The organism is Kitasatospora sp. NPDC001664 (assembly GCF_053596675.1).
Genome location: NZ_JBSFGS010000003.1, coordinates 264,121 through 276,538, shown reverse-complemented (window position 1 = coordinate 276,538; position 12,418 = coordinate 264,121). Strand labels below are relative to the sequence as shown.

General features: G+C 70.7%; 8 protein-coding genes. 4 read left to right on the top strand and 4 right to left on the bottom strand.

Features of this window, described 5'->3' with window-relative positions:
* Nucleotides 1-137 precede the first annotated feature (137 nt).
* Entirely contained in the window at nucleotides 138-3,272 is a 3,135-nt protein-coding gene (locus ACWCYY_RS06020; RefSeq protein ID WP_449795254.1) for an AfsR/SARP family transcriptional regulator, read from the top strand.
* Between the two features lie 340 nt (nucleotides 3,273-3,612).
* On the opposite strand, the gene ACWCYY_RS06015 is transcribed toward ACWCYY_RS06020, so the two are convergent.
* The 4 genes from ACWCYY_RS06015 to ACWCYY_RS06000 all read right to left on the bottom strand — a co-directional run bounded on the left by ACWCYY_RS06015 (nucleotide 3,613) and on the right by ACWCYY_RS06000 (nucleotide 9,143).
* Nucleotides 3,613-4,905: an MFS transporter gene (locus ACWCYY_RS06015; RefSeq protein WP_449795253.1), complete on the bottom strand. Its 1,293-nt coding sequence runs from the start codon at nucleotides 4,903-4,905 to the stop codon at nucleotides 3,613-3,615.
* A gap of 153 nt (nucleotides 4,906-5,058) precedes the next feature.
* Entirely contained in the window at nucleotides 5,059-5,520 is a 462-nt protein-coding gene (locus tag ACWCYY_RS06010; RefSeq protein WP_345283546.1) for a cupin domain-containing protein, read from the bottom strand.
* A 39-nt stretch (nucleotides 5,521-5,559) separates the two neighbouring features.
* Entirely contained in the window at nucleotides 5,560-7,257 is a 1,698-nt protein-coding gene (locus tag ACWCYY_RS06005; RefSeq protein ID WP_345283548.1) for an AMP-binding protein, read from the bottom strand.
* A 32-nt stretch (nucleotides 7,258-7,289) separates the two neighbouring features.
* Nucleotides 7,290-9,143 (bottom strand): FAD/NAD(P)-binding protein, encoded by a 1,854-nt coding sequence (locus ACWCYY_RS06000; RefSeq protein ID WP_449795252.1) that lies wholly within the window; start codon nucleotides 9,141-9,143, stop codon nucleotides 7,290-7,292.
* A gap of 509 nt (nucleotides 9,144-9,652) precedes the next feature.
* Between ACWCYY_RS06000 and ACWCYY_RS05995 the strand changes: the two genes are divergently transcribed.
* The 3 genes from ACWCYY_RS05995 (at nucleotide 9,653) to ACWCYY_RS05985 (ending at nucleotide 12,358) form a co-directional block, all read left to right on the top strand.
* The gene (locus ACWCYY_RS05995; RefSeq protein WP_449795251.1) at nucleotides 9,653-10,270 is read left to right on the top strand and encodes a TetR/AcrR family transcriptional regulator; all 618 of its coding nucleotides are present in this window, start codon (nucleotides 9,653-9,655) and stop codon (nucleotides 10,268-10,270) included.
* 196 nt (nucleotides 10,271-10,466) lie between these two features.
* Nucleotides 10,467-11,429, top strand: coding sequence for a hypothetical protein (locus tag ACWCYY_RS05990; protein ID WP_345283554.1), 963 nt, complete (start codon nucleotides 10,467-10,469; stop codon nucleotides 11,427-11,429).
* Complete coding sequence (locus tag ACWCYY_RS05985; RefSeq protein WP_449795250.1) at nucleotides 11,426-12,358, top strand: hypothetical protein; 933 nt, start codon at nucleotides 11,426-11,428, stop codon at nucleotides 12,356-12,358. The genes ACWCYY_RS05990 and ACWCYY_RS05985 overlap by 4 nt, the downstream gene beginning before the upstream one ends.
* Nucleotides 12,359-12,418: the final 60 nt, after the last annotated feature.

The window sequence follows — 12,418 nt, the reverse complement described above, 5'->3', positions numbered from 1 at the left end:
CATAGCAGGTCTGTCGCGGTCCGATACTGAACCCTACGTAAATCAGTTGCTCTCCACTCCGAGGTGCTATGGCCATGCTCCCCCCTGTCATGCTCCCATAATCGAAAACACGCAAACTGTCCGCTGGGGGGGCTGTGTTGACGATCCGTCTGCTCGGACCGGTGCAGGTGAAAGCGGCTGGTCAGGTACTTCCGCTCCGCTCGGCACGGGAGAAGACCCTCCTCGCCGCACTCGCGTACGAACTCGGCAGACCGCTCTCCCACACGACCCTCACCGACCGGATGTGGGACGACCCCGCCACGGCCACTCCGTCGAACCTCTACAGCTGTGCCTCCCGCCTCCGCTCCACCCTCAGGCGTGCCGCCGAACTGGCGAGCCCCACCACGGGCGCGACGCTCGTCTCCGGCGCGCAGACCTACGCCCTGCAGTCCGACCCTGCCGAGGTCGACTGGCAGCAGTACCTCCGGCTGGCGGGACGGGCCCGCACCTTCAGTGAGGCGGGTGACGGCGACCGCGCCCTGCGGGCCTTCCAGGACGCCGAGGAGCTCTGGCACGGGGAGCCGCTGACCGGCCTGCCCGGAGCCTGGGCGGAGAACGCCCGCACGACCATGCTCCACCGCCGGCTCTCGGTCCGGCTCGGCCGTTTCTCCCTGGAGCTCGCGCTCGGCCGGTTCGCCGACCTCGTGCCCGACCTCTCCGCCGAGCTCGACCAGCACCCGACCCACGAGACCATCGCCGAACAGCTGCTCGTCGCCCTCTACGGCTCCGGGCGCCAGTCCGATGCACTGACCCTCTTCCACCGGATGCGCCAACGGCTGCGCGAGGACCTCGGGGTGGACCCCGGCCCGCGCCTGACCTTCGTGCACGAGCGCATCCTCCAGCAGGTCCCGGTCGGCGACCTGCTGCCGGACCGGGGACGGGGCGCTCCGGTCGCCCAGCCGCCGACCGCCGCCGGCCCGTCCAACCTGCCCAGCCGGAGCCACTTGATCGGTCGTGACGGTGACCTGGACCGCCTGTCCGAACGGCTTCAGGGAAATCTCGCGCTCCAGACGCTCTCCGGCATGGCCGGCGTGGGGAAGACCGAACTCGCCCTCCACCTCGCCGACCGCCTCCGAGCCCGGTTCCCCGACGCCCAGATCTACCAGAACATGCGGGCGCACTCTCCCGGCCAGCCCCCCGTCTCGGTCCACAGCGCTCTGGTCACCCTTCTCCGCAGACTGGGCACGCCGACCGCCGCGCTGCCGCACGAGACCGCGGAACTGAGCGCGCTGTGGCGCTCCGAGCTCTCGCGGCGCAGAGTGCTCGTCCTGCTCGACGACGTCGCGAACCCCGAGCAGGTCCGGGCGCTGTTACCCGAATCGGCCTCCTCCGTCGTCCTGTTGACCAGCCGTCACCGGCTGAGCGGGCTTCCCGGCGTACACACCTACTTCGTCGACCTGCTCGCCCCCGAGGAGGCAGCGGCGCTGTTCCAGCACCTGGTCGGCCCGGAGCGGGTCGACGACACTGAGGTGCTCGCCAGGTTGGTCGCCCAGCTCGGGCACCTGCCGCTGGCCATCGAGATCGCCGCGAGCCGGCTCAAGGACCATCCCACCTGGACCCTCGAGCACCTCTCCCGACGCCTCTCCCGGATGCCGGGGCGGTTGGGCGAGATCCGGGACGAGTTCCGGGACGTGGCACGGGTCTTCGAACTCTCCTACATGCTGCTGACACCGGACCAGCAGAGTGCGTTCCGGCGGCTCGGGCTCCATCCTGCCGGCGAGTTCGACCTGTACGAGGGCTCCGCCCTGATGGGAAGGTCGCTCGACACTGCGGAGCGCATCCTGGAGAACCTCCTCGACTACCACCTGATCACCGAACTCTCTCCCGACCGCTACCGCTTCCACGACCTGCTCGCGGAGTACTCCAGAACGCTCGCCGACACCGAGGAGACGCCCGACGAACGCGCGGCGGCCCACCGTCGCCTGGCCCACTGCCAGATCCGGCTCGCCGACCGGGCGGACCGCCTCGTCCATCCCGGCCGCCCCCGTCTTCCGCTGCCCGCCGGCATCAGCCCCGCGCCGGAGCCGCACTGGAAGGACGAGGCGGACGCCAGGAAGTGGCTCAGCGAGACCCGCGCCTCCCTGCTCTCCGTCGAACGGCACGCGCGCCGGAACGGCCTGAGGTCCGAGGCGGCCCGGATGGCGCACGTACTGGCCGAACACCTCAACCAGGAGGGGCACTGGCAGGACGCCGTGGAGATGCACGGCGCCGCCGTCGACCACTGGCGGTCAGTCAACGACCGGACGGCCGAGGCGCGGGCCCTGATCGACCTGAGTGCCAGTCATGCCCGCTCCTCCCGTTACGTCCAGGCCGCCGAGGCCGGGGAGCTCGCGCTGGGATTGACCAGGGGCGTCCAGGACCTCGAGGGCGAGGCGGAGGCGCTCGCCCAGCTCGCGCTGCTGCACTGGCACGTCAGTGAGTACGACGTGGCACTGACGCTGCAGCGACGGGGGCTGGCACTCCCGGTGACCAGGCACAACCGTGTTCGGTATTCGAACAATTTGGGCATCATCCTGCTCTATTCGTCCGATTATCCGTCCGCCTTGGCGGCATTCTTCGACTCCCTCACGGAGGTGCGCCAGATCGGCGACCTCCAGAGGGAGATCGGCATCCTCAACAACATCGGAGAAGTCCACCTGGCCATGGACGACCGGCTCTCCGCACGCAGAAGCTTCGAGGAGGCACTGGCACTTAATGCCATCATCGGTTCGGAGGTCGACCGCGCCGCGCTCCGGATCAATCTGGCCGACGCCATCGACAGCCCCGAAGAACTTCCGCACGCGCTGATCCTCTGCGAAACGGGCCTGGAGACCTACCGACAGCTCGGCGACCGTCGCAACCAGGCCAACGCCCTCACCGCCCTCGGGGACATCCACCTCAGGAGCGGCCACCCTCACTCGGCCCTCGCCAGTTTCACCGAAGCCCAGGAAATCGCCCGCGACATCGGAGCACTGCACGAACGGGCCACCGCTCTCCTGGGTGCAGGCCGGGCCGCCGCACGGCTCGACCTGCTCCCACTCGCCGAGGAGCACCTCCGGAAGGCGGTCCTGACCGCCCGGTCCATCCCGCACGCCGCCGACGAGGCCGAGGCATCGGACGCCCTCGCCGCGGTTCTCGTCCGCCTCGACAAGAGCAACGAGGCCCGGAAAGTCTGGCACCGGGCGGTGGCACTCGGTGCCTCTCTTGATTTGAGCGCCTCCGAATACCTCCGCACCCGCCTCCAGGGGGAATGAGTTTTCGAAAAGGGGGTGCCACTCGGATTTGTGGTGCGTGGGGCTGGTGGGATAAATTTCGATCATCAGTACTCCCCGGAACCCAATCTAATGGATTAGGTTCCCTTGGCGCAACCTCAGACCGAAATGGATGCACGACCTTGATTCGTCTCGCCCTCGGCATGGCTCTGGCCATGGGTTTTGTCCTGGCGCTCTCCCCTGCTCCGGCCCAGGCCCGGATCTGCATACCCCTGACGCGAGCCGAGTGAGCACGGCCCGCCGATTCGAATGAATTGGCGGGCCGCACGTTCTACCTTCTGGGGCGGTACGCCACGACGGCGTGCCGCCCTTCGTCATGTGGTCATGCGGTGCGCGGGAGTTCGCGGGGCATGAGGAGGGCGGAGAGGACGGCGGGGGCGGCGCCGATGAGGATCATGACGGCCCACCAGTCGGAGACGTCGAGGAGGAGGGGGATGAGGAGGGGGGTGGCGAAGGCGCCGGCGAAGACCATGGTGTTCTCGAGGCCGAGGGCGGTGCCGGAGCGTTCGGCGCCGGCCATCGTGGCGATCTCGGCGTAGTGGACGCCGTGCCAGCCGCAGGAGAGGAAGCCGGCCAGGATGAGGAGGCCGGCGACGATCCAGGTCGGGGAGGACTCGAAGACGGCGATGCCGGTGTAGGCGACGGCGATGACCCAGGAGTAGAGGGTGACCAGGGTGCGGCGGTAGCGGCCGCCGTGGCGGTCGGTCCAACGGCCGCCCCAGACCCGGGAGATGGCGCCGAGGATCTGGACGACCACCAGCAGGACGGCGATCGAGCCGATCGACATGCCCTTGACGGTGTGCAGGAAGACCGAGCCGAAGGTCAGGACGAGGAACTGCGGCAGGTCGAGCAGGAAGGCGGTGATGGCGACCCGCCAGATGTCCCAGCGCTTGAGCGGGTCGGGGACCTCGGTGGCGGCAGTGGAGCCGTCGCGCTTGGTGCGGGCCAGCGGGGGCTCGTCCAGCCAGATCACCACCGCGAGGGTGGCCAGCAGGCAGAAGAGGGTGAGGAAGGCGAACACCCAGCGGAAGCCCGCGCCGAGGGCCAGCGGCGGGAGGACCGCGGCGCCGATCGCTCCGCCGGCCGGGACGGCCGCGACCCGCAGGGAGATGGCGAAGCCGCGCTTGGCGGGCGGGAACCAGCCCATCACCGCGCGGCCGGAGGCGCCGTTGACGCAGCCGCCGAGGGCGCCCGCGAAGAAGAGCACCACCGCCAGCGCGACGTAGGAGGGCACGGCCCCGCCGGAGGGCACCAGGAAGGCGGTGACCAGGGCGAGCGCCACGGTGGTGCCGGAGAGGCCGGTGATCAGCACCACCCGCTCGCCGATCCGGTCGGAGAGGATGCCCCAGAAGACGTCGGTGACGAAGATGCCGGCGGTCACCGCGGCGAGCACGAAGCCGAGTTGACCGGTGCTCAGGGAGTAGGCGGTCTGCAGGATGGAGCCGGAGGTCGGGATGCCCTGGAAGGTGGCGCTGAAGGCGGCCTGGGCGAAGATGCCGATCCAGAGGATGCCCCACTTGTAGCGGGTGCCGTGGACCTTGCCGGACCGGCCGACGGTGGGCTCCGCCGGGGTGGGCGGGGTGGACGGTGTGGGCGGGGTCGTTAACTGGACCATGGGGAGGTCTCCTGGTCGTGGTTCGGGGCGGACCGCAGAAAGGGCGTACAGCAACGGTGGCAGCCGTGCACCGGAGCGGGAAGGGATCTCCGGTGCACGGCAAGCGGGTATGTCAGGTGTGCCGGGTACCAGGTGTGCCCGGTACCAGGCGTGTCAGCCCTGCGCGTCCGACGGAAGCGGAGCGCCGTCCAGGGCGAGGCCGGTGTCGGGCATCTCGCCGGGCTGGATCGGGAGGGTGCGCTTCTCCCGGATGACCATCATCTTGCAGCCCTTGGTGCTGGAGACCCGGTGGATGCTGTTCGGCACCTCGACCACCAGGGTGCCGGGGAGGTAGCGGTCACCGTTGTCGTTCTCCAGCTCGCCCTCCAGGATGAAGAGCAGCTCGAAGCCGAGGTGGCGGTGCAGGTCGCCGTGGGCGCCGGGGCCGAAGTGCGCGATGTAGGCCTCGGCGCCGTCGGGGCCGGTCTCCTCGCCGGTGTAGAGCCAGTGCACGTCCACCGCCTGGCGGCCGGGCTGGACGTAGGCCTGCCAGTTGAGGTTGTCGCCGCTGGAACCGGCGCCGAGCAGGTCCGGGAAGACCTCGACCTTGCGCTGCTGGGCGATGTACTCGGGCATGGTGGAACTCCTAGGAAGGGGATGGGAGGTGAGGAGGGGTCAGAGGCCCGGGGCGGCGTGGACGGTCTGCTCCTCGAGCAGGTCCTCGGCCCGGTGCTCCACCCCGGCGGCGCCGGCCCGCAGTTCGGCGCGGCGGATCTTGCCGGAGGTGGTCTTCGGCAGGTGGGCGAACTCCAGCGCGCTGATCTGCTGGTGCGGGGCCAGCTGCCCGGCCGAGAAGGCGAGGATGGCCCGGGCGGTGTCGGCGTCCGCGGCGTACCCGTCGGCGAGGGCGACGTAGGCCTTGGGGACGCGGTAGCCGACCGGGTGCGGCACCGGGACGACGGCGGCCTCGGCCACCGCCTCGTGGCGCAGCAGCACGCTCTCCAGCTCGAACGGGGAGATGCGGTGGTCGTAGGACTTGAAGACGTCGTCGTTGCGGCCGATGTAGACCAGGTAGCCGTCGGCGTCGCGCCGGGCGATGTCGCCGGTGTGGTAGAGCCCGTCGGCGAGGGTCTTGGCGGTCTTCTCGGGGTCGCCGAGGTACTCCGTCATCACGCCGACCGGACGGTCCGTCAGGTCGACGCAGATCTCGCCCTCGTCGCCGGCCCGGCCGGTCTTGGGGTCGACCAGCAGGATCGGGTAGCCGGGCAGCGGCTTGCCCATGGAGCCGGGGCGGACGGCCAGGCCGGCCGTGTTGCCGATCTGGGCGGTGGTCTCGGTCTGGCCGAAGCCGTCCCGGACGGTGAGGCCCCAGGCGGTGCGGACCTGCTCGATCACCTCGGGGTTGAGCGGCTCGCCGACCGAGGAGGCCTCGCGCAGGGCGGCCGGCTTGTGGCCGAGGTCGGTCTGCAGCAGGGTGCGCCAGGCGGTCGGCGGGGCGCACAGGCTGGTGGCCTGCTCGCGGTCGGCGATCTCCAGCAGCAGCCGGGGCGAGGCGCCGGGCGGCAGGTTGACGGAGAGCACGGTGGCCTCGGCGTTGAGCGGGCCGAAGAAGGAGGACCAGGCGTGCTTGGCCCAGCCGGGGGCGGAGACGTTGCAGTGCACGTCGCCGGGGCGCAGGCCGTTCCAGTACATGCCGGTCAGGTGGCCCACGGGGTAGCTGACGTGGGTGTGGGCGACCATCTTGGGGCGGGAGGTGGTGCCGGAGGTGAAGTAGAGGAAGAGCAGCTCGTCGGCGCGGGTCTCGCGCTGCGGGCAGTAGGAGGTGCTCTCGCGGTACGCCTCGGCGTAGGGCCGCCAGCCGGGGACGGGCTCGCCGACGGCGATCCGGGTGACCTCGGTGAACGGGTCGAACAGCCCGGTGAGGTGACTGGCTGTCAGGACGTGGGCCACCTCGCCGCGCTCCATCCGGTCGGCGAGGTCGTCGCCGGAGATGGTGGTGTAGGTGGGGAGGACCACGACGCCGAGCTTGATGGCGGCGAGCATGGACTCCCAGACGGCGAGCTGGTTGTCGAGCATCAGCAGCACCCGCTCACCGCGCCGGACGCCTTGGGCGCGCAGCCAGTTGGCGACCTGGTTGGAGCGGGCGGAGAGCTCGGCGTAGCTGAGTTGGACGGCCTCGGTGCCGTCGGTGATCCGGATCGCGGTGCGCTCGTTGCCCTCGGCGATCCGGTCGAACCAGTCGAGCGCCCAGTTGAACTTCTCCAGCCGGGGCCAGCTGAACTTGGCGACGGCGGCGTCGTGGTCCTCGCGCAGCTCCAGCAGGAGGTCCCGGGCTGCCCTGAACTCCTGGTACGCGTCGGGGTGTTCGGTCACGGTGCGTCAACTCCTGGTAGGCGGCGAGACGGTCAGGCGCTGGCGAGGACGTCCTGGGCGATGGCGTCGGCGTCGGCGTGGAAGCCGACCATCGGGCCGGGGCGGCCGTTGCCGATCTGGGTGAACCAGCGGAGCTCCTCGGTGGGGATGCCGAGCGCGTACAGGCCCTTGGTCGGGGTCCCGGCGCGGTCGATCACCCGGTAGGGGCGTTCGGTGACGGCGAGCGCGCCGGTGGTGAAGCTGGCGCCGTCCTGCTCGCTGACGTTGGTGTGGGCGGAGGCGCAGCCGTCGCCGAGCAGCTGGCGCATCAGCGGGGAGGCGTCGACCCGGATGTCGGAGCGCGGGATGCGGGCGTCGATCAGGGTGGTGGCGTTGACGAACGAGCCCTGCACGGAACGGGATTCGAGCGAGAACTGCCCGGTGTCCTCGCAGCGGCCGATCTCCAGGTCGGGGCCGACCACGGTGAGCACGCCGGCCTCGATCAGGGCGACGGCCTGGCGGATGCGCAGTGACGGCGGGCCGGCCGAGACCATGGTGTTGATCGGGTTGAACCAGGTGAGGAACTCGTCGCGCTGGGAGTCGGGGTGCAGGCTGGCGAACTCCACCGCCTCCCGGACGGAGCCGCGGATGTCCCGCAGGGTGTCCAGGGCGGCCTTCAACGGGCCGTCGATGTTGCCGCGTTCGGCCTCGGCGGCGTCGGAGCAGAGCACCTCGGTGAGCCGGGCGTGGAAGGCGGCGGGCGAGGCGAAGGCCTCCCCGGCGAAGGGGCGGGCCATCCGCTCCAGGTCGATCTGCGGCAGCCCGGCCAGGCCGGTGTCGGCCAGCAGCTTGGCGACCTGCTCCTGGTCGCAGCCGACCGCGAGCTTGTAGGCGTCGGAGAACTCGGCAGCGGCCTGCTCGCCGTCGCGGTGCAGCACGGTGGTGCGGTAGTAGGTGTGGTCCACCTCGCGCAGGATCAGCGGCAGGACGTGCTCGCGGAAGCGGAGCTTGACCGAGCCGCTCTCGTCCAGCGCGCGGCGGCGGACGTCGGCCAGCGCCTGCAGGGTGAAGATCGCCGGGGTGTAGCGGTAGTCGGAGCCCTTCTGGTTGCGGCCGCGGGCGAGCAGCGGCAGGCCGCTGCGGGATCCGGCGTAGATGTGCGGCTCGTGGCCGGAGGGCTCGTACTTGAGGCGCCCGTCGACCCGCTCGACGAAGCGGCCGCCGCGGCCGGAGGTGAGCACGGTGGTGACGTCGTAGAAGGTGAGGCCGAGGCCGATCACCGCGACGGGGCGGCCGGGGCGGATGTCCTCCAGGTCCATGTCGGCGGCGGAGTCGCCGCGCAGGTAGCTGGTGCCGCGGTGGCGGGAGGCGAAGTCCAGCAGGTCGCGGTCGGCGCCGCCGGCGAAGTTGTGCGGGTGACCGGTGGTCAGCACCACCTTGTCGACGTCGAGTTGCTGGCCGTCGCTGGTGGTAAGGCGGTAGTCGCGGGTCTCGCCGCGCTTGGCCCAGCGGGCCCGGGCGGTGACGGGTACCACGGCGACGCCCTCGGGGAGCCGGGCGGTGATCCGCCGGTACACGTCGTGCAGGTAGCGGCCGTAGACCCGGCGCGGGGCGTAGGTGTTGGGCGATCCGAGCTCGGGGTACGTCGCGGGATCGGCGGCGAGCCACTCGTGCAGCGAGGGGCCGGCGCCGGCGCGCCACGGGCCGTCGTCGGGCTCGCCGGAGTAGAGACTGACCTCACCGGCGGCGGTGTTCATCAGCAGCCACTCGGACTGGTCGGTGCGCCAGACCCGGCCCGCACCCATTTCGCCCGGATCGACGGTGTAGATCCGGACCGGCCGGGAAAGCGGCTCGGCGGAGAGCCGGGAGACCATTCTCTCCAGGACCGAAAGGCCCCGAGGTCCCATTCCTATGATCGCGATGTTCAGGGCGGAGTCCTGCATCTGAGTGCCTTCCCTGTCTGCGGTTCGATGACTGAAGTAAATGGGCGTCCAAAGGTGGACGCAAGTACAGTTTTGACTGTGACGCACATCACCGGCGTCCGTGGTGTGAGCGGCGATCTGACGAACTGACCTCGGGGGTCGATGAGTTCGTCCCGGTTTGTCGGCACTTTCCGGCCTGGCCTATGTCAGGCCTCCCGGCCGCCCGGCGAAACGAATTGACGACGTACCGATGAATTGCCGGGGCCCTTTGTCAGGTAGGCGGATTCCCCACGGAGCATTTCCGCGCGGCGCATCGCCGTCGAATTGACGAATTTCGGCCCGCCCGGCCGTCGCGGACAGCGACCGAAGATCTCGCCGGGGCGGTCGGACGGCCCCGGCTACCCACCTGACGGACTGTCAAAACGTTACCCACGGTCAACTTTCGACCATGGTATAAAGCTGGCCTGGGGGATCGGCAGCGGGGGGCATGGGGCATGACCAGGGCAGCGGGAACGTCACTCGGGCGCCGGGAGCGCAACAAGCTGCGGGTCAAGGAGGGCCTCTACAACTCCGCGCTGAGACTCTTCGCCGAGCAGGGGTACGACGGCACCTCGATCGACGACATCGCCGAGGACGCGGACGTGGCGAGGGCCACCTTCTTCAACCACTTCCAGCGCAAGGAGGACCTGATCAGCGAGTGGGGCCGCCACCGGCAGGCCGAGCTCGCCGCCTCGCTGGAGGAGCTGCCCGATGAGGAACAGCTGGGCGCGGTGGGCCGGTTGACGCACTGCATGACGGTGCTCGGGCGGATCAACGAGGGCGAGCGCGCGATAACGGTGGCCATGCTCACCGCCTGGGTCCGGGCGGGCCGGCCGCTCACCGAGCGGCCCTACCTGGCCGAGATCTTCACCCGGATCGTCGAAACCGGCACCGACCGGGGCGAGTTGGCCACCCTGCTGCCCGCCCACCAGGTCGGCGACCTGCTCCACGACCTCTACCTGGGCACCCTGCTCCGCTGGGTGCAGGACCCGGCCCCGGCCGAGGAGGGCCTGCTGACCCTCCGGCTGCGGGGCGTGCTCACCACCCTGCTGGACGGCCTCGCACCGCGCTGAGTCCCATTCAACGCGCCGCGGCCGCGCACCGCCCGGCGGACTACTCCGGTCGTGGCCGGTGTCCTCAAGGCGGCTGCTCCACACGGAGGTTGACGCGCCATCGAATGGCGCAGGCGTCCCGGCGACCGGTCGCCCGCCGCCGGGGCCGACCGGAGGATGAAGGCACCGACCCGACCCACGACTCAGGAGAGTTCCCGTGGTTGATGCCGCATGCCCGCCGACCGGGAGGAGGCGGCACGGTGCCCGGACCGCCGTGCTGGCCCCCGTGGCCGCGCTCGCCGTCCTGGTCCCCTTCGCCCTGCCGAGCAGCGCCGACGAGGCGGCCGGGGCGCCACCGCCCCTGGTGGCCGAGGCGTACGACGGCGAGCAACGCCTGGCCACCACCAAGGAGGTGACCGACCTCTGCGCCCAAGGTGCGCCGTGCACCTTCCGGGTCGACCGGGCGATCTCGCGCGAGTACCTGAGCGCCGTGATGTCCCTGGGCAACGCGGCCATCAACTGCTCGGACGGGGACATGCAGATCGACCGCACCGTCACCTTCGTCACCAGCAGCACCGACAACATCGGCGGCGAGATCTCCGGCAGTGCGGCGGTCGAGGGCGCGATCGACGGCACGGTGGCCGCCTCGGCCGCCGCCAGTGTGGCGCCGGGCGTCGTCGGCGGCACCACCCAGTGGGGATCGAGCAAGGACAAGGGCCCGACCACCCAGGACCAGGCCAAGACCTCGGTGGACGTCCCGGTCACCGTCTCCGGCTCGAACAGCCTGCACGTCGGTGCCAAGGCGAGCTTCTCGACGGCCTTCAAGGCGACGTACTCCCACCGCTGGCAGTCCGTCAACACCGAGTCGACGCGGGTGGTGTTCACCGTCGGACCGGGCGACGAGATCCAGTTCGGCGTGCTGAACGCCATGGTGCGCACGGCCGGCGCACTGACGGTCGACGGCACCGGGAAGCTCGTCAAGAACATCACGGTGGACAGCCCCTCCACCGCAAACGTCAGCGCCATCGTGGCGCAGAGCTTCAGCAGCCCGGACAAGTGCCTGACGCTCCGTCCGAAGGGCCGGTCGGCCGGGCTGGTCGAACTGGCCCCGGAGCAGGGCGGCCGCCGTCCCGGCGCCGTGTACGTGCGGACCGCGCAGGGTGAGTGGAGGCAGCGATGAGGACGCGTCGGATGCGGGCGGCCGGAGTGCTGACCGCCCTGGCGGTGCTGACCGCCGCCCCCTGGCCCGCCGCCGCGGAGGGCGCCGGCATCGAGGAGATGGCGGTCGCCGAGGCCTTCGAGGGCGCCACGCCGCTGCCCGACGCCGCCGCGGTGGCCCGCGGCTGCGGCGGGGAGTACGGCTGCTCCTTCCGGATCCTCCCCGCCGGTTCCCGTGAGTTCACCACCGCGGTGATGTCGCTCGGCAACGCGGCGATCAACTGCACCAACAAGCCGATCGACGTGCACCGCACGGTGATCCTGGAGTCCACCACCACCGACAACGTCTCGGGCGAGATCTCCGGCACCGCCACGCTGGAGGGCACCGTCGACAACACCACGACGGTGGCCGGCAGCGTGGGCGTGAGCAACAAGAACGAGATCACCCACACCGACCACACCGCTCCCAAGGACAAGGGGCCGAACTCCGAGATCACCAGCGGCGCGACGCTGGCGGCGGGCGGGTCGGCCGGCGCCTCCGGACAGGTCAAGCTGAGTGCCAAGGCCACCTTCTCGATGGCCTTCAAGGCGACCTACTCCAAGGAGTGGCGGCGCACCAACACCGAGACCACGCAGGTGAAGTTCACCGTGCGGCCCGGGGACGAGCTCCAGTTCGGCGTGCTCAACGCGATGACCCGCACGGTGGGCGAGCTCAGTGTGGACGGCACCGGGAAGCTCATCAAGAACGTCACCGTGGACAGCCCCTCCAGCGTCAACGTCAGCACCCTGGTGGCGCAGACCTTCACCAGCCCGGACCGCTGCCTGACGCTCCGTCCGCCGGGTCGTGCCCTGCCCGACCAGGTCCTCGACCTCGCACCGCGCACCGACGGCACCCGGCCGGACGCCCGGTACCGGCTGACGGCCGACGGGGCCTGGGCACCCCAGGACTGAGCCCGGCACGACGTGGCCGCCTGCCGGAGCTCCGGCAGGCGGCCACGTCGTGTGCGCCGA